Source organism: Allobosea sp. TWI1241, assembly GCF_039673065.1.
GTDB lineage: Bacteria > Pseudomonadota > Alphaproteobacteria > Rhizobiales > Beijerinckiaceae > Allobosea.
Map to the genome: position 1 here is coordinate 38,100 of NZ_JBDJKW010000022.1, position 15,674 is coordinate 53,773.

At 70.5% G+C, this 15,674-nt stretch carries 17 protein-coding genes; 8 read left to right on the forward strand and 9 right to left on the reverse strand.

The genetic code is table 11. The features are described from left to right. Positions 1-67: 67 nt before the first annotated feature. On the reverse strand, positions 68-349 hold the full coding sequence (locus tag ABE438_RS19510; protein ID WP_346504343.1) for an acyl carrier protein: 282 nt from the start codon (positions 347-349) through the stop codon (positions 68-70). A 202-nt stretch (positions 350-551) separates the two neighbouring features. Further along, the gene (acnA, locus tag ABE438_RS19515) at positions 552-3,251 is read right to left on the reverse strand and encodes an aconitate hydratase AcnA (protein WP_346504344.1); all 2,700 of its coding nucleotides are present in this window, start codon (positions 3,249-3,251) and stop codon (positions 552-554) included. Between the two features lie 233 nt (positions 3,252-3,484). Here acnA and ccmA point away from each other — a divergent pair, with 233 nt between their 5' ends. The 5 genes from ccmA (at position 3,485) to ABE438_RS19540 (ending at position 6,421) form a co-directional block, all read left to right on the forward strand. After that, positions 3,485-4,105: a heme ABC exporter ATP-binding protein CcmA gene (gene ccmA / locus ABE438_RS19520; RefSeq protein WP_346504345.1), complete on the forward strand. Its 621-nt coding sequence runs from the start codon at positions 3,485-3,487 to the stop codon at positions 4,103-4,105. Then, positions 4,102-4,767: a heme exporter protein CcmB gene (ccmB, locus tag ABE438_RS19525; protein ID WP_346504346.1), complete on the forward strand. Its 666-nt coding sequence runs from the start codon at positions 4,102-4,104 to the stop codon at positions 4,765-4,767. Before ccmA ends, ccmB begins: the two co-directional genes overlap by 4 nt. Before the next feature lie 112 nt (positions 4,768-4,879). Then, positions 4,880-5,638, forward strand: coding sequence for a heme ABC transporter permease (locus tag ABE438_RS19530; RefSeq protein WP_346504347.1), 759 nt, complete (start codon positions 4,880-4,882; stop codon positions 5,636-5,638). After that, positions 5,635-5,814: a heme exporter protein CcmD gene (gene ccmD / locus ABE438_RS19535; protein ID WP_346504348.1), complete on the forward strand. Its 180-nt coding sequence runs from the start codon at positions 5,635-5,637 to the stop codon at positions 5,812-5,814. The genes ABE438_RS19530 and ccmD overlap by 4 nt, the downstream gene beginning before the upstream one ends. Positions 5,815-5,821: 7 nt before the next feature. Then, complete coding sequence (locus ABE438_RS19540) at positions 5,822-6,421, forward strand: DsbE family thiol:disulfide interchange protein (RefSeq protein WP_346504349.1); 600 nt, start codon at positions 5,822-5,824, stop codon at positions 6,419-6,421. Between the two features lie 95 nt (positions 6,422-6,516). Here ABE438_RS19540 and purQ read toward each other — a convergent pair whose 3' ends face one another. The 4 genes from purQ to purC all read right to left on the reverse strand — a co-directional run bounded on the left by purQ (position 6,517) and on the right by purC (position 8,908). After that, on the reverse strand, positions 6,517-7,212 hold the full coding sequence (gene purQ / locus ABE438_RS19545; protein WP_346504350.1) for a phosphoribosylformylglycinamidine synthase subunit PurQ: 696 nt from the start codon (positions 7,210-7,212) through the stop codon (positions 6,517-6,519). A gap of 5 nt (positions 7,213-7,217) precedes the next feature. Next, positions 7,218-7,460, reverse strand: coding sequence for a phosphoribosylformylglycinamidine synthase subunit PurS (gene purS / locus ABE438_RS19550; RefSeq protein ID WP_346504351.1), 243 nt, complete (start codon positions 7,458-7,460; stop codon positions 7,218-7,220). Positions 7,461-7,529: 69 nt separating this feature from the next. Further along, the gene (locus ABE438_RS19555; RefSeq protein ID WP_346504352.1) at positions 7,530-8,096 is read right to left on the reverse strand and encodes a hypothetical protein; all 567 of its coding nucleotides are present in this window, start codon (positions 8,094-8,096) and stop codon (positions 7,530-7,532) included. Positions 8,097-8,113: 17 nt separating this feature from the next. Continuing rightward, positions 8,114-8,908 carry a phosphoribosylaminoimidazolesuccinocarboxamide synthase gene (gene purC / locus ABE438_RS19560; RefSeq protein ID WP_346504353.1) on the reverse strand — a complete coding sequence of 265 codons (795 nt, stop codon included), beginning with the start codon at positions 8,906-8,908 and terminating at the stop codon, positions 8,114-8,116. A 358-nt stretch (positions 8,909-9,266) separates the two neighbouring features. On the opposite strand from purC, the gene ABE438_RS19565 reads away from it, so the two are divergent. Beyond that, the gene (locus ABE438_RS19565; protein WP_346504354.1) at positions 9,267-9,587 is read left to right on the forward strand and encodes a DUF1476 domain-containing protein; all 321 of its coding nucleotides are present in this window, start codon (positions 9,267-9,269) and stop codon (positions 9,585-9,587) included. 121 nt (positions 9,588-9,708) lie between these two features. Continuing rightward, positions 9,709-10,491, forward strand: a complete 783-nt coding sequence (locus ABE438_RS19570; RefSeq protein ID WP_346504355.1) for an HpcH/HpaI aldolase family protein — start codon at positions 9,709-9,711, stop codon at positions 10,489-10,491. Between the two features lie 4 nt (positions 10,492-10,495). On the opposite strand, the gene ABE438_RS19575 is transcribed toward ABE438_RS19570, so the two are convergent. Next, entirely contained in the window at positions 10,496-11,137 is a 642-nt protein-coding gene (locus ABE438_RS19575) for a DNA-3-methyladenine glycosylase family protein (protein WP_346504356.1), read from the reverse strand. Positions 11,138-11,206: 69 nt separating this feature from the next. On the opposite strand from ABE438_RS19575, the gene gluQRS reads away from it, so the two are divergent. After that, on the forward strand, positions 11,207-12,097 hold the full coding sequence (gene gluQRS, locus ABE438_RS19580; RefSeq protein WP_346504357.1) for a tRNA glutamyl-Q(34) synthetase GluQRS: 891 nt from the start codon (positions 11,207-11,209) through the stop codon (positions 12,095-12,097). 15 nt (positions 12,098-12,112) lie between these two features. Here the strand turns inward: gluQRS and ABE438_RS19585 are convergent, their stop codons facing one another. Continuing rightward, on the reverse strand, positions 12,113-13,030 hold the full coding sequence (locus ABE438_RS19585; RefSeq protein ID WP_346504358.1) for an AEC family transporter: 918 nt from the start codon (positions 13,028-13,030) through the stop codon (positions 12,113-12,115). Positions 13,031-13,073: 43 nt separating this feature from the next. Then, complete coding sequence (locus ABE438_RS19590; protein WP_346504359.1) at positions 13,074-15,122, reverse strand: M23 family metallopeptidase; 2,049 nt, start codon at positions 15,120-15,122, stop codon at positions 13,074-13,076. Positions 15,123-15,674: the final 552 nt, after the last annotated feature.

Consider the following 15,674-nt stretch of genomic DNA (forward strand, 5'->3'; position numbering starts at 1 on the left):
GTTGCGCCGGCAAGGCTCAAGGCCGGGCGTGGGCACGGCCCGCGGGCCGTGTCCGGAAGGCAGCGCCTCAGGCGGCCTTGGCGGCGACGAGGTCGTCGATGCGCTTGCAGAGATTCTCGAGGACGAAATACTGCTCGGCCGGCGCCTTGCCCTCGTTGACCTCCTGGGTCCACTGCTCGAGCGGCAGCTTGATGCCGAAGGCCTTGTCGATCGCGAAGGCGATGTCGAGGAAGGCCAGCGAATCGATACCGAGATCGTCGATGGCGTGGCTCTGGGGCGTGATCTTCTCGCGCGGAATGTCGCTGGTCTCCGAAATGATACCGGCGACCGTCTCGAACGTGGCGGACATGCGGGTGCTCCCGTCGTGAAGGATTGCGGCGGCCGACATCCGGGCGCGGGTTGACCGCGCCTGCCCCAAGCCGTCCGCCGAGGATGGCTGTGCCCGCCCCCTTACACCCCGGGACGGGATTGGACAACCGGCCCCGGCAGGGGGACGGCAGAACGCCCGGGCCGTTGCCGGCCCGGGCGTGTTGGCGACGCGAACGCCCGGCTCAGGCGGCGAGGCCGCGCAGCACGTAGTGCAGGATGCCGGCGTTGCGGAAGTAGTCGATCTCGTCGAGCGTATCGATGCGGCAGAGGATCGGCACCGTCTTCACCGTGCCGTCGGCATAGGTGATCTCGGCTTCCATCATCTGGCGCGGCTTGACGTTGGCGAGGCCGCGGATGCTGACGCGCTCGTCGCCCTTCAGCCCGAGGGAGGCCCAGCTGGTGCCCTCCTGCAGCGTGAAGGGCACGACGCCCATGCCGACCAGGTTCGAGCGGTGGATGCGCTCGAAGCTCTGGGCGATCACGGCCTTGACGCCGAGCAGGTTGGTGCCCTTGGCCGCCCAGTCGCGCGAGGAGCCGTTGCCGTATTCGACGCCGGCGAAGATCACCAGCGGCACGCCTTCCGCCTGGTAGCGCATAGCGGCGTCGTAGATCGGCAGCTCTTCCTTGCTCGGATAGTGGATGGTGTAGCCGCCCTCGCGCCCGTTCGGGCCGAGCATGTGGTTGCGGATGCGGATGTTGGCGAAGGTGCCCCGCATCATCACCTCATGGTTGCCGCGGCGGGTGCCGTACTGGTTGAAGTCGGCCACCGCGACGCCGTGCTCGGTCAGGTACTGGCCCGCCGGGGAGGCGGCCTTGATCGAGCCGGCCGGCGAGATGTGGTCGGTGGTGATCTTGTCGCCGAATAGGCCGAGGATGCGGGCGCCGCCGATGTCGGTGACGGGCGCCGGCGTCTTGCTCATGCCGCGGAAATAGGGCGGGTTCTGCACATAGGTCGAGGAATCGTCCCAGGCATAGGTCTCGCTCTGCGGCGCGTCGACGGCCTGCCAGTGCTCGTCACCCTTGAAGACGTCGGCGTATTTCGCCTCGAAGATCTCGCGGGTGACGTTCTGCTGGATGAAGCTCTGGATCTCCTTGTTGGAGGGCCAGATGTCCTTCAGGTAGACCGGCTTGCCGTCCGAGCCCGTGCCGAGCGGCTCGGTGGTCAGGTCCATCTGGACCGAGCCGGCGAGCGCGTAGGCGACGACCAGCGGCGGCGAGGCGAGGTAGTTCGCCTGTACGTCCGGCGAGACGCGGCCCTCGAAGTTGCGGTTGCCGGAGATGACGGCGCCCGCGATCAGGCCCTTCTCGTTGATGGTCTTCGAGATCGGCGCCGGCAGCGGGCCGGAATTGCCGATGCAGGTGGTGCAGCCGAAGCCGACCAGGTTGAAGCCGAGCGCGTCGAGGTCTTCCTGCAGGCCGGCCTTGGCGAGATATTCCGCCACGACCTGCGAGCCGGGGGCGAGCGAGGTCTTGACCCAGGGCTTCACCGTCAGCCCCTTGGCCACGGCGTTGCGGGCGAGCAGGCCCGCCGCCATCAGCACCGAGGGGTTGGAGGTGTTGGTGCAGGAGGTGATCGCGGCGATCACCACGTCGCCATGGCCGAGGTCGAAATCCTCGCCCTCGACCGGCACGCGGCGGGCGATCTCGGCGCCCTTCTTGTAGTCGCTGTCCATGGCGGCGGCGAAGCCGGCCTTGACCGCCGAGAGATCGACGCGGCCTTCCGGACGCTTCGGGCCGGCCATGGAAGGCTGCACCGTGCCGAGGTCGAGCTCGAGCGTGTCGGTGAAGACCGGATCGGCCGTCTCGGGGGTGGCGAACAGGCCCTGCGCCTTGGAATAGGCCTCGACCAGCGCGATGCGCTCGGGCCTGCGGCCGGTGACGGTGAGATAGTCCACCGTCTCGGCGTCGACCGGGAAGAAGCCGCAGGTGGCGCCGTATTCCGGGCCCATATTGGCGATGGTGGCGCGGTCGGCCAGCGTCAGGTTGTAGAGGCCGGGGCCGAAGAACTCGACGAACTTGCCGACGACGCCCTTCTTGCGCAGCATCTGGGTGACGGTCAGCACCAGGTCGGTGGCGGTGATGCCTTCCTTCAGCGCGCCGGTCAGCTTGAAGCCGATCACCTCGGGCATCAGCATGGACTGCGGCTGGCCGAGCATCGCGGCCTCGGCCTCGATGCCGCCGACGCCCCAGCCAAGCACGGCGACGCCGTTGACCATGGTGGTGTGCGAATCGGTGCCGACCAGCGTGTCGGGATAGGCGACCTCGACCTCCTGCCCGTCGATGGTCTCGGAACGGGTCCAGACCGTCTGGGCGAGGTATTCGAGGTTGACCTGGTGGCAGATGCCGGTGCCGGGCGGGACGACGCGGAAGTTGTCGAAGGCGCCCTGGCCCCATTTCAGGAACTTGTAGCGCTCGGCGTTGCGCTCGTATTCCAGCTCGACGTTCTTGGCGAAGGCCTTGGGCGAGCCGAACTCGTCGACGATCACCGAATGGTCGATCACCAGGTCGACCGGCACGAGCGGGTTGATCTTCTGCGGGTCGCCGCCGAGCGCCTTGACGCCGTCACGCATCGCCGCGAGGTCGACCACCGCCGGAACGCCGGTGAAGTCCTGCATCAGCACGCGCGCCGGGCGGAAGCCGATCTCCTTGCCGGCCTTGCCCTTGTCGTCGAGCCAGGAGACGAAGGCCTCGATGTCGGCCTTGGTGACCGAGCGGCCATCCTCGAAGCGCAGCAGGTTCTCCAGCAGCACCTTCATCGAGAAGGGCAGGCGGGAAATGCCCGGCAGGCCGTTCTTCTCGGCGTCGGGGAGCGAATAATAGGTGTAGGTGCGGCCGTCGGCGGTCAGCGTCCGGCGGCATTTGAAGGAATCGAGCGAGGCCATGGCGGCTTACATCCTGATCAAGGGGTTGCGGTCGCGAGCCGGACGTTCTGCGAGGAGCGTCCGGTCGAAGGCCTGATGCGCTTGACGCGCTCGCCGCCCCGGGAGTGCCCGAGCCCCGCGCCGGATCGGCGTGCGGCGTAGCCAGCGGCTCTATAGATCAATTCCAAGAAGCCCGCTACAGGCTCGATATGCGCGCGGCGACGGGATATCGATGCGCGAGCGAGATGACCGGCGTGACACAGACAGCCTTCCAGCCCTTCGTCCTCGGTGCCGAGGGCCTCGCCTGCCGGCGCGGCGGGCGGCTGATCTTCGCCGATCTCGGCTTCACTCTGGCCGGCGGCGAGGCGATCGCGCTGACCGGGCGCAACGGCGCCGGCAAGTCGAGCCTGATCGCCATGCTCTGCGGCCGGCTGCGGCCCGAGGCCGGGACCCTGCGGCTCGACGGGCTCGGCGACATGCCGCTGGCCGAGGCCGTGCATCTGGTCGGCCATCGCGACGGGCTGAAGACGGCGCTGACCGCGCTGGAGAACCTGCGCTTCGCCCGTGACGTGCTGGGCTCGCCCGGCGCCGAGCCGGAGGCGGCGCTGGCCGTGATCGGCCTGCCGCATGTGGCGGCGCTGCCGGTCGGCTATCTCTCGGCCGGGCAGCGCCGGCGCGTCGCGCTGGCGCGGCTGCTGGTGGCGAGCCGGCCGCTCTGGCTGCTCGACGAGCCGACCGCGGCGCTCGACCTCGCCTCGCAGGCCATGCTCGCCGGGCTGATGCGCGCCCATCTCGCCCGCGGCGGCGCGATCCTGGCCGCGACGCACGGGCCGCTCGGGCTCGACGGCACGCGCGAAGTGAGGATCGGGCCGTGAGGAGCGCCTTTCTCGCCATCCTCAGGCGCGATCTCGCGTTGGCAGGCCGTGCCGGCGGCGGCGGCGAGCTGGCGCTGGTCTTCTTCCTGACGCTCGTGGTGCTGATCCCCTTCGCGCTCGGGCCCGATCTCAACCTGCTCTCGCGCATCGCCCCGGCGATCCTCTGGCTCGGCGCGCTGCTGGCGACGCTGATCGGCCTCGACCGGCTGTTCCACGCCGACGAGGAGGACGGCTCGCTCGACCTGTTGCGCGCCTCGCCCCTGCCGCTGGAGGCGGTGGTGCTGGCCAAGGCGGCGGCGCACTGGCTGACCACCGGCCTGCCGCTGACGCTGGCGGCGCCGGTGCTCGGCCTGCTGGTGGCGCTGCCGGCCGAGGCGATCCTGCCGCTGACCGCGAGCCTGCTGCTCGGCACGCCGGCGCTCAGCTTCATCGGCGCCGCCTGCGCGGCGCTGACCGCGAATCTGCGCCGCGGCGGGCTGATCCTGCCGATCCTGGTGGCGCCGCTGGCGGTGCCGGTGCTGATCTTCGGCGTCTCGGCCGCCAATGCGGCGCTGGGCGGCATGCGGCTGGAGAGCCCGCTGCTGATCCTGGCGGCGCTGTCGCTCGGCGCGGCCGCGGTCGGCTGCCTCGCCGCCGCCGCCGGCCTGCGCCAGCCGGACTAGGTACGGGGCGCGCGCCCTCATCGTCGCAGCCGACGCGTGGCGATTGTGGGCCGGGCCGCCGGTTGCTACATGCTGGCTCGTCGAATGAAGAACAGGGCGACGCTCCGCAGCCATGGCTAGCCTGACCGAACTGGCCAATCCGGCGCGCTTCATGCGCTACTCGGCCGCGCTGCTGCCCTGGACGGCGGCGGCGGCGGTGCTTCTGCTCGTCGTCGGCTTCTATCTCGCCTGGTTCTCGGCTCCGGCCGATTACCAGCAGGGCGAGACCATCCGCATCATGTACATCCATGTGCCGGCCGCCTGGCTGGCGATGATGTTCTATTCGATGATGGCGCTCTCGGCGCTTGGCGTGCTGGTCTGGCGCCACCCGCTGGCCGATGTGGCGCAGCAGGCGGCGGCGCCGATCGGCGCCTGCTTCGCGCTGGTCTGCCTGCTCACCGGCTCCTTCTGGGGCAAGCCGATGTGGGGGACCTACTGGGTCTGGGACGCGCGGCTGACCTCGATGCTGGTGCTGCTGCTGGTCTATCTCGGCGTGATGGCGCTGCGCCGCGCGCTCGACGAGCCGAGCCGCGCCGGCCGGGCGGTGGCGATCCTGACGCTGGTCGGCTTCGTCAACGTGCCGATCATCAAGTTCTCGGTGGACTGGTGGAGCACGCTGCACCAGCCCGCCTCGGTGCTGCGGCTCGGCGGGCCGACCATCCACGCCTCGATGCTCTGGCCGCTGCTGATCGTGGCGCTCGGCTTCACCCTGGGCGCGCTCTCGCTGCACCTGGCGGCGATGCAGGCCGAGATCACGCGCCGGCGCGTGCGCACGCTGATGATCTTCGAGGCCGAGCGGCTCGACCGCCTAGCCCTGCAGGCCGCATCATGATCGCGGCGCTCGGGCCCCATGGCGGCTACATCCTCGCCTCCTATGCCGCGGCCGTGCTGGTGCTCGGCACGCTGACGCTGGCGATCCTGCGCGACCGGCGCGTGCAGCGGCGGGCGCTGGCCGCCCTGGAGGAGCGCGGCGCCGGCCGCCGTCCCGCCCGGAGCGCCACGCCATGAGCACGCCATGAGCCAGCCCGCCGAGATCGCGCCGGTGCGGCGCTCGCCCTGGCTCTACGCCGCGCCGCTGCTGGTGTTCGGGGCGCTGACCCTCGTCTTCATGGCCGGGCTGTTCTCGGGCAGCGCCAGCCGCGTGCCCTCGGCGCTGATCGGCAAGCCGGCCCCGGCGGTCAGGCTCGCCGCGCTGGAGGGCCTGCAGCGCGACGGCGCGGCGGTGCCGAATTTCGCCATGGCCGATCTCGCCGGTGGCCGAGCCAGCATCGTCAACGTCTTCGCGAGCTGGTGCGCGCCCTGCCGGGTCGAGCATCCCTTCCTGATGGCGCTGGCCGAGGCGCCCGCCGTCAGGCAGGGCAAGGTCGCGGTGCTCGGCTTCAACTACAAGGACGAGGCCGAGAACGCCCGGCGCTTCCTCGGCGCGCTCGGCAATCCCTATTCGGCGGTCGGCGTCGACCGCGAGGGTCGCGCCGCGATCGAATGGGGCGTCTACGGCGTGCCGGAGACCTTCCTGATCGGACCCGACGGGCGCATCGTCGAGAAGCATGTCGGCCCGCTCGACGGTGCGGCCGCTTCGCGCCTGCTGGCCAGGGCCACCGCGCTGGCCAAGTGAGGCCGCGGCCTCCCGCCAGGCCGCCCCCCCGACCAACGAAAAATGCCCGGGACGAGCCCGGGCATGATGTCGTGCTCGCGATGAGGCGTGCGGGCTCAGGCCGCCTTGAGCGCCCCGACCAGGCTCTCGAACATGCCGCGCCCGTCCGTGCCGCCGACGAGGCCGTCGATCAGGTTCTCCGGATGCGGCATCAGGCCGAGCACGTTGCGGTTCGCCGAATAGATCCCGGCGATGCCGTTGAGCGAGCCGTTGGGGTTGGCGGCGGCGTCGACCGTGCCTTGCGCGTCGCAATAGCGGAAGGCGACGAGGCCTTCGCCCTCGAGCCGCGCCAGCGTTTCGGGATCGCAGACATAGTTGCCTTCGCCATGGGCGATGCAGACGTCGATGACCTGGCCCGGGCGATAGGCCGAGGTGAAGGCGGTGTCGGCGCGCTCGACCTTGAGGTGCTGGCGCCGGCAGACGAATTTCAGGTCGGCGTTGCGGGCGAGCACGCCCGGCAGCAGCCCGGCCTCGCAGGCGATCTGGAAGCCGTTGCAGATGCCGAGTACCAGGCCGCCGCGCTCGGCATGGGCGCGGGTGGCGTCCATGATGTTGGCGCGGCCGGCGATCGCGCCGCAGCGCAGATAGTCGCCATAGGAGAAGCCGCCGGGCAGCACGACGAGGTCGGTGCCGGCCGGCAGCGCGCTGTCGGCGTGCCAGACATGCGAGACGCTGGCGCCGGCCTGTCTCAGCGCCCGGGCGACGTCGCCCTCGCGGTTCGAGCCGGGAAAGGTGATGACGGCGGCGCGCATCGCGGTCAGGCCCCGATCTCGATGCTGTAGTTCTCGATCACCGTGTTCGCGAGCAGCTTCTCGCAGGCGGTCTTGAGCATGGCTTCGGCGGCGGCGCGGTCGCTGCCGGCGAGCTCGATGTCGAAGACCTTGCCCTGGCGCACGGAGCCGACGCCATCGATGCCGAGCGAGGCGAGCGCGCCCTCGATCGCCTTGCCCTGCGGGTCGAGCACGCCGGTCTTGAGGGTGACGGTGACGCGGGCTTTCATCGTGATCTCCGGGCGATGTGTGGCGCTGACTTAGCCGCGAATCGACGGCGGCTCAACCGGTGGCGGGACTCAGCGGCTTTCCCAGGTGGCGCGCGCATAGTCGCGCGCGGCCGCGGATTCGGTGGTGACGGCGATGGCGAGGTCGAGCGTGGCCTTGTCGCGCCGGCCGTAGAGGATGGCGGTCGAGGCGAGGCGGTCGCCTTCCTTGGCGCGGATGTCGACCTGGATGCCCTTGGCGCCGTCGAGATTGAAGCGGGTGACGCGGGTCGTGCTGGCCTCCGGCGTCTTCGCTTTCGCCTTGCCGCCTGCCTTGCGCGCGAAGGCGCGTGCCAGACGGGCGGGGTCGAGCGCCAGTGCGCGCTCCAGCTCCGCCGCCTCGTGGCCCTCGAAGCTGAGCAGCGCGGTGACGCCGGGGCGGATGCAGTCCTGCGGCGGGCAGAACACCATCGCTTTCGGCGTGATGCCCTCGTTGACCACCCAGTTGCGGATCGGCAGCGGCTCCCAGCCGCGCCCGGCGGCGAGCTGGACGAGGCCGGGGCCGAAATGATCGGCGCAGCCGGCGAGCAGCACGAGGCCGAGCGCCAGCGCGCCGAAACGCAAACGGGAGCGCGTGCGCCCCCGTCCGGTGTCTCTCATCGCGGCCGCTGCCGGGATCACTGCACGAGGCGGGGCCCGGAGGTGCCCGGGTTCTCGTTCTCGCCGATGATGCCGAGCCGGCGCGCGACCTCGGTATAGGCCTCGATCAGCCCGCCCATGTCGCGGCGGAAGCGGTCCTTGTCCATCTTGTCCTTCGACTTGATGTCCCAGAGCCGGCAGGAATCGGGGCTGATCTCGTCGGCGACGACGATGCGCATCATGTCGCCTTCCCAGAGCCGCCCGCACTCCATCTTGAAGTCGACGAGGCGGATGCCGGCGCCGAGGAAGAGGCCGGAGAGGAAATCATTGACGCGAATGGCCAGCGCCATGATGTCGTCGATCTCCTGCGGCGTCGCCCAGCCGAAGGCGGTGATGTGCTCTTCCGACACCATCGGGTCGTTGAGCGCGTCGTTCTTGTAGTAGAACTCGATGATCGAGCGCGGCAGCTGCGTGCCTTCCTCGATGCCGAGGCGCGTCGAGAGCGAGCCGGCCGCGACGTTGCGGACCACCACCTCGAGCGGAATGATCTCGACCTCGCGAATCAGCTGCTCGCGCATGTTCAGCCGGCGGATGAAATGCGTCGGCACGCCGATATCGTTGAGGTTGGTGAAGATGTGCTCGGAGATCCTGTTGTTCAGGACGCCCTTGCCGTCGATCACCTCATGTTTCTTGGCATTGAAGGCGGTCGCGTCGTCCTTGAAATGCTGGATCAGCGTTCCGGGCTCGGGTCCTTCATAGAGGACCTTCGCCTTGCCTTCGTAAATGCGACGGCGGCGATTCATCGGGATGTACCGTGGCTTGAGAAAATCCAAAGGGTCGGCCTCTCTCTGGTCGCGGTCGCCCGCGGCGGGATCATGGCCCTGTTCAGCACGCTCTCGCGCAATCCCGTTGCTCTTTCGAGTTCGATCCTTGGCGCGCCGGTCCGGCTGGTTCTTGCGCGTACGGTTCCGAAGAGCGTGCCACGCTCGCGCTATATGGCCCTTTCGCGCTGCAAACGCAACAAACTCCGCCGGCTCCCGGCGCAGACCGGCCATGGCCCTGAAGCGCTCGGCCCGGAAGCGTCGCGGGCGGCCGGCCCGCGCGCCCCTAGCCGCCCGCCCCCCGGCGATCTATATCCGGAAGGCCATCAGCACCGACCGGCCACGGGCCGCGCCGAGGAGAGGAACCGCCATGAGCTTCGACCAGCGCAAGGACGCCTTCGAGAACAAGTTCGCGCATGACGAGGAGCTGCGCTTCAAGGCGACGGCGCGCCGCAACAAGCTGCTCGGCCTCTGGGCCGCCGAGAAGCTCGGCAAGAGCAGCAGCGAGGCCGAGGCCTATGCCAAGGCGGTGGTGCTGGCCGATTTCGAGGAGGCCGGCGACGACGACGTGCTGCGCAAGGTCGCGGCCGATTTCGCCGCCGCGAACGTCGCGGTGCCGGAGGCCGAGCTGCGCCGCGTCATGCAGGAGCTCCTGATCCGCGCCGCCGAAGAGATCCAGGCCGGCCGCTGAGCCGCCATCCGGCCTCGCGGGAATCGCAAGGCTCCCGCGAGCCTGAAGCATGCCGGTGGATTTGCCTTTCCCCGGCCGGTCCGCCAGTTTCGTCGGCCTCGAAACCGGAAGACCCCAGACCATGACCGCCAAGCCGACCGTCCTGTCCTCGCTCGCCCACCGCCTGTCGCGGGGCGATACGCTGGTTTCGGCCTGGTGCGGCCTGCCCGACCCGGCCATCGCCGGCATCCTGGCGCAGGAAGGCTTCGACTGCGTCACCCTCGACATGCAGCACGGCCCGATCACGCTGGCCGAGACGATCCGGGCGATCCCGCTGATCAACGCCGCCGGCAAGCCGGCGCTGGCCCGTATCCCGGTCGGCGAGTTCCAGAACGTCTCGAAGCTGTTCGATTCCGGCGCCTCCGGCGTGATCGCGCCGATGATCAACACGATCGAGGATGCGCGCCGGCTCTCGGCCTATGCCAAGTACCCGCCGATGGGCGAACGCAGCTGGGGCAGCTATGGCGGCCTCGGCGCATCCGGCCTCGACATGAACGGCTATCTGCGCGAGGCCAACAGCTTCTCGATGACGTTCGCGATGATCGAGACCCGCGAGGCGATGGCGATCGTCGACGACATCCTGGCGCTCGAGGGCATCGACGCGCTCTTCGTCGGCCCCTCCGACCTGTCGATCGCGCTCTCCGGCGGCGCCAGCGTCGATGCCGGCGCCAAGGAGGTCGACGACGCGCTGCGCCACATCGTCTCGCGCGCCAATGCGGTCAACAAGCCGGTCGCCTTCTATGCGGCTTCGGCCGAGCGGGCCCGTGCCGGCCTCGCCGCGGGCGCCCGCCTCGTCACGCTGATGAGCGACACCTCCTTCCTGCGCACCGCGGCGCAGGGCGCGCTCGCCGCCCTGCGCGGCTGACCGCTCAGGCGTCCAGGCCCTCGCGGGCCTTGAGCGCCGCGTAATAGGCCCAGAGCAGCCGGGCCGCGACGCCCCGCCAGGGGCGCCAGCCTTCCGCCAGCGCCGCGAGTTCGGCCGGTTTCGGCCGGGCGGGCAGGGCGAAGGCGAGGCGCGCCGCCTCCTGCACGGCGAGGTCGCCGGCGGCGAAGCCGTCGCGATGGCCGAGGCAGATCAGGATATAGACGTCTGCGGTCCACGGGCCGATCCCGGGCACGGCGGTCAGCACCCGGTGCACGGCGTCGGCCTCGGCGCCGGCGAGCCCGTCGAGACCGAGCCGGCCCTCGGCGATCGCCGCGGCCAGCGCCCGCACCGTCTTCTGCTTCGGCCGCGACAGGCCCGACAGCCGCATCGCCTCGTCGTCCGCGGCGAGGATCGCCTCCGGCGTCAGCGGCGCGAGGGCGGTTTGCGTTCGCGCCCAGACCGCCCGGGCGCTCGCTACCGACAGCTGCTGCGACACCACGATCTGCACCAGGCTGGCGAAGCCGCCCGCGCGCCGGCGCAAGGGCGGCAGGCCGGTGCGCGCGATGATCGGCGCCCAGGCCGGATCGCGGGCCGAAAGTACGGCCATGCCCTCGGCGAGATCGGCGTCGCTGGCGATGATGCTCATGGAGATTGGCTCGGCTGGCGGGGAGGACGGGGCTTGGCCCGGCCGGCGGCGAACCATAGACAGGAGGCCATGGCCGCGTCTCCACCCGTTTTCCGTTTCGCGCCGAGCCCGAACGGCCGGCTGCATCTCGGTCATGCGCTCTCGGCGCTGGCGAACGAGCGGCTGGCCGCCCGCTTCGGCGGGCGGCTGCTGCTGCGGATCGAGGATATCGATCCCGGCCGCTGCCGCCCGGACTACGAGCAGGGCGTCCGCGACGACCTCGCCTGGCTGGGGATCGCCTTCGACGGCGCGGTGCGGCGCCAGTCGGAACACCTGGACGATTACCGCGCCGCGCTGGAGCGGCTGGCGGGGCAGGGGCTGATCTATCCCTGCTTCTGCTCGCGGCAGGAGGTGAAGGCCGCGATCGCGGCGCGCGAGGGCGACGGCCGCCTTTGGCCGCGCGATCCGGACGGGGCGCCGCTCTATCCCGGCACCTGCCGCACCATCGCGCCCGATGAAGCCGCGGCCCGGATCGCCGCCGGCGCGCCGCATGTGCTGCGCCTCGCCATGGGCAGAGCACTCGACGCGGCGAGCACCATGCCCGGTGGGCCGCTGGGCTGGCGCAACTTCGACGATGCGGGCGGGCTCGCGGCGGTCGCGGCCGATCCGGCGCGCTGGGGCGACGCGGTGCTGGCGCGCCGCGAGGTGCCGACGAGCTATCATCTCTCCGTGGTGGTTGACGACGCGCTGCAGGGCGTCAGCCATGTCGTGCGCGGGCGCGACCTGGAAGCCGCCACCGACATCCATGTCCTGCTCCAGCGCCTGCTCGGCCTGCCGACGCCGCTCTACCGCTTCCACCCGCTCCTGACCGACGAGGCCGGCCGCAAGCTCGCCAAGAGCCGCGGCTCGCGCAGCTTGGCCGAGCTTCGGGCGGAGGGCGCGACGCCGGCGGCGATCCGGGCGCGGCTCGGTTTCACGTGAATCGCCGGCGCGCCGTCAGCCGACGCCGAGGATGGTGAGCCAGATCACGGTGGTGAACAGCGACAGCACCGTCGACATGGCGATGGCGCCCGAGGCTTCCGCCACGCCCTGCCGGTAGCGCTCGGCGAAGAGATAGGCGTTGATTCCGCAGGGGCAGGCCGCGAACAGCACCGCGACGCCGGACCATACCGGCGGCATGGCGAAGACGCGCGTCGCCAGCAGCAGCACCAGCAGCGGGTGCAGCACCAGCTTGAGCGCGCTCAGCACGGCCGGCAGCGCGATGCCCGACGCCAGCCCGTAGCGGCGCATGGCGATGCCGAGGCTGATCAGCGCGCAGGGGATCGCCGCCGCCGCCAGCAGGTCGACGATGGTCCAGAGCGGCTGGGGAATCGCGCCCGCGACCGGCCGCGCCAGGCTGCCGAGCAGGATGCCGATGACGATCGGGTGCGAGAACAGCCGCCGCAGCAACTGCAGCACCGAGGTGCGGCGGCCCTCGGCCAGCACGGTGGCGATGGTCATGGTAACCGGCAGGTGTATCGCCAGCAGCATGCCGAGCGGCACCGCGCCGGCCTCGCCATAGGCCTTCAGGATCATCGGCACGCCGACGAACATGGTGTTGGACTGGGCGGCGGCGAAGCCGCAGACCACCAGCTCGCGGCCGCTGCGCGCGAAGAAGCGCTTCGCCGCCAGCTGCGCCAGCACCCAGATCACGCCCAGCGCGGCGAAATAGGAGATCCAGTAGCCCCAGGGCTGGTCGGGCGGGAAGCTGGCGGTCGCCAGCGTCTTGAACAGCAGGCAAGGGATGGCGAGCACGAAGACGAAGTCGGAGAGCCCGTCGCCGGTGGTGTCGCGCACCAGCGCCAGGCGCCTCGCGAGATAGCCGAGCCCGATCAGGCCGAAGACGGGCAGGACGATGAGCAGCGAGGTCAGCATGGCCGGGGGCGACGAAGGGGCCTGAAAGGAAGCGTGGATGCGGTCAGCGCAGCTGCGCCGTCTGCCCGCCGGCCTTGGTGATCAGGCCCTGGATCTCGTCGCGCTGGCGCTTGAACTCGGCGAGCAGCTTGCCGTCGAGCTCGCGCCCGCGCGGCACCTTGATCCGCATCGGATTGACGAAGTTGCCGTTGACCAGGACCTCGTAGTGCAGATGCGGCCCGGTGGACAGGCCGGTATTGCCGAGGAAGCCGATGACCTGGCCCTGGCGGACCTTGACGCCCGGCGCGATGCCCTTGGCGAAGGCCGATTGGTGCGAATAGCTGGTGACGTAGCCGTTGGCGTGCTGGATCTCGATGCGCCGGCCATAGCCGGAGGACCATTCGGCCTTGATGATCGTGCCGTTGCCGGCGGCCAGGATCGGCGTGCCGATCTTGTTGGCCCAGTCGACGCCGGTGTGCATCTTCGAATAGCGCATGATCGGGTGGTAGCGCATGCCGAAGCCGGAGCGCATCTCGCCGGCGCTGATCGGCTTGCGCAGCAGGAACTTCTTCAGCGAGCGGCCGTCCGGGTCGAAATAGTCGATCAGCCCGTCCTCGGGCGATTGGTAGCGGTAGACGGTGCGGGTCTCGCCGCCGACCGTCAGCGAGGCCGAGAGCAGCTCGGCGCGCTCGCCCTCGTCGTCGGTGAACACAACCTCGATGTTGTCGCCGGCGCGCACGCGCTGCTGGAAGTCGAGATCATAGGAGAAGATCCGGATCAGATCCTCGATCAGCGGGCGCGGCAGCTCGTGGCGCAGGCCGGTCTCGTAGAGGCTCTCATAGAGGCGCGCGCCGCTGCGGCCGTCGCTCTCGTCCTCGTCGTCCTCATCCTCGGCGGCACCCGCCCCGGCACCGGCCTGCGGGCGCTGCTGGGCGGCGACCGCCGCCGCATCCGGCCGCGGCAGCGAGACCGGCGTGAAGACGCCGCGATCGTCGACCGCGACCATGGCCGAGGGCTGGCCGTTCTCGAGCAGGGCGATACGCACGATCTGGCGGCCGTCTCCCGGGCGCGGGCCCGGCGCGAACAGCGCCTGCAGCACCTGCCCCTCGGGCAAAGCGGCGATCTTCACCCGGTTGCCGAAGGCGCTGATCATCGAGACGATCTGCTCGCGGCTGGCGCCGGCATTGCGCATCACCGTCTCGAAATTCTCGCCGCGCTTGGTGATCAGCAGCTTGTCCTCGATCTCGGGCTCGCGCGTCGCGGCGATCGGGGTCTTGGCGGCGTTGGTGACGTTCTCCGGCACGACGCGCACCTCGATCCCGGAGAAGGAGGTGTCGGTGGCCGGTGCATAGGCAAGCGGGTTGCCGGTCTCGCCGCCGGCGCTCTGGCCGAGCGTGCGGCTCAGCATCAGCTGCGGCGGAATCGGCAGGGCGGCGCGCCGGCTGCTGGCGGCGAGGTTGGCGCGCTCCTCCTCCATCTGCTTGACCACGTCGGCGTCGGCGAGGTCGGGCTTGCCGTCGGGTATGGCGATGCCGGCGAGATCGCGCTTGGTGATCGAGACGTCGGCGTCCGGCATCTCGGTGACCGCCTCGGCATAGCGCTCGGCGTCGGGCGATTCCTCGGCGAAGAGGCGCAGCGGATTGAAGGGCGGGATATTGGTGGCGTAGACGCCGCTGGTCAGCGACAGGCTCGAGGCCAGACGGACATAGGGGCGGACGCGGATGACCTCGCGGTCGCCGACGCGCTGGGACATCGGGGCGCGCGCCTCGTGCCGCGCCGAGGAGACTGGCTGGTCGGCGACGAGCTTGTCGCCCTTGCGGGCGCCGCCGCCGGCCGCGGTGCTCTGATGGGTGACCACGGGCTCCGGGCGCTCGGCCACGCCGGTGTCGCCGCGCATCGCCACCAGGATCGCGCCGCCGAGCAGGGCCGCGCCGCTGGAGCCGACCAACATGCAGGCCATCAGCCAGCGCAGCGAGACGCCGCGCCGGTCGAGCCCCGCCGGCGTCATCCCGGCCGGCTGGATCGGCGGCTCGATGCCAAGATCGACCAGAAGCGCGGAGGCTTCCGGCGTCAGCGGCGTATGCGGCTCTCTCAGGTCCGGTGGGGCGTTCATCGTACTCGGGGCTGGCCGTGGGCCGCTCGTCGTCTGGCGGGAACCCGGCCGGGGCCGGGCATGATCGTCGCGGAACAGTGTCTCCCTCGCTCGGGCGCCGCGAAGATGCCCGTCCGGCGCGCCTGAATCAATCGCGCAATCCGGGCCCGGCGACGGCCGCCCGCGCAAGCGCCTTCGTCGCGCCGGTAGTGCCGCCCGAATGCGGCCCTTTGCGGGCGTGCCCCGCGGATGCACCGAAGGCTGAGGGAACCGGATGGCGGTCGGCGCGTTGAGAGGAAGCGCGGGCCGATCAGCTAAGCAGCTAACGCGCGCGCACGTAGGAGCCCGGTTTTCGAGGGCCTGAGCGCGCCGGCGCAGCCGCCTCCGGGAGGCTTTTTCGGCGCGCCTGCGAATTTGTCGAAAAAACTTCATGAAGCGTGTTGACAGCTGCGGATGGTGGGCCCTATAACGCGGCCATCGAGACGGCGCCGCCGCTTGGCGGGGCCGGCCTCCACGCTTCACTGTTTAGCACAGGGCGTTTGGTCCGGTTAGTTTGACCGGGTTGATGGTCTG

What these genes read in the sequence shown, in the direction of transcription:
- ABE438_RS19555 (WP_346504352.1), bottom strand. Translation starts at nt 8,096, where the DNA reads ATGAGAGACACCGGACGGGGGCGCACGCGCTCCCGTTTGCGTTTCGGC.
- purQ (WP_346504350.1), bottom strand. Translation starts at nt 7,212, where the DNA reads ATGCGCGCCGCCGTCATCACCTTTCCCGGCTCGAACCGCGAGGGCGAC.
- ABE438_RS19590 (WP_346504359.1), bottom strand. Translation starts at nt 15,122, where the DNA reads ATGAACGCCCCACCGGACCTGAGAGAGCCGCATACGCCGCTGACGCCG.
- ABE438_RS19510 (WP_346504343.1), bottom strand. Translation starts at nt 349, where the DNA reads ATGTCCGCCACGTTCGAGACGGTCGCCGGTATCATTTCGGAGACCAGC.
- purS (WP_346504351.1), bottom strand. Translation starts at nt 7,460, where the DNA reads ATGAAAGCCCGCGTCACCGTCACCCTCAAGACCGGCGTGCTCGACCCG.
- ABE438_RS19530 (WP_346504347.1), top strand. Translation starts at nt 4,880, where the DNA reads ATGGCTAGCCTGACCGAACTGGCCAATCCGGCGCGCTTCATGCGCTAC.
- ABE438_RS19575 (WP_346504356.1), bottom strand. Translation starts at nt 11,137, where the DNA reads ATGAGCATCATCGCCAGCGACGCCGATCTCGCCGAGGGCATGGCCGTA.
- gluQRS (WP_346504357.1), top strand. Translation starts at nt 11,207, where the DNA reads ATGGCCGCGTCTCCACCCGTTTTCCGTTTCGCGCCGAGCCCGAACGGC.
- ABE438_RS19585 (WP_346504358.1), bottom strand. Translation starts at nt 13,030, where the DNA reads ATGCTGACCTCGCTGCTCATCGTCCTGCCCGTCTTCGGCCTGATCGGG.
- acnA (WP_346504344.1), bottom strand. Translation starts at nt 3,251, where the DNA reads ATGGCCTCGCTCGATTCCTTCAAATGCCGCCGGACGCTGACCGCCGAC.
- ABE438_RS19540 (WP_346504349.1), top strand. Translation starts at nt 5,822, where the DNA reads ATGAGCCAGCCCGCCGAGATCGCGCCGGTGCGGCGCTCGCCCTGGCTC.
- ABE438_RS19570 (WP_346504355.1), top strand. Translation starts at nt 9,709, where the DNA reads ATGACCGCCAAGCCGACCGTCCTGTCCTCGCTCGCCCACCGCCTGTCG.
- ABE438_RS19565 (WP_346504354.1), top strand. Translation starts at nt 9,267, where the DNA reads ATGAGCTTCGACCAGCGCAAGGACGCCTTCGAGAACAAGTTCGCGCAT.
- ccmD (WP_346504348.1), top strand. Translation starts at nt 5,635, where the DNA reads ATGATCGCGGCGCTCGGGCCCCATGGCGGCTACATCCTCGCCTCCTAT.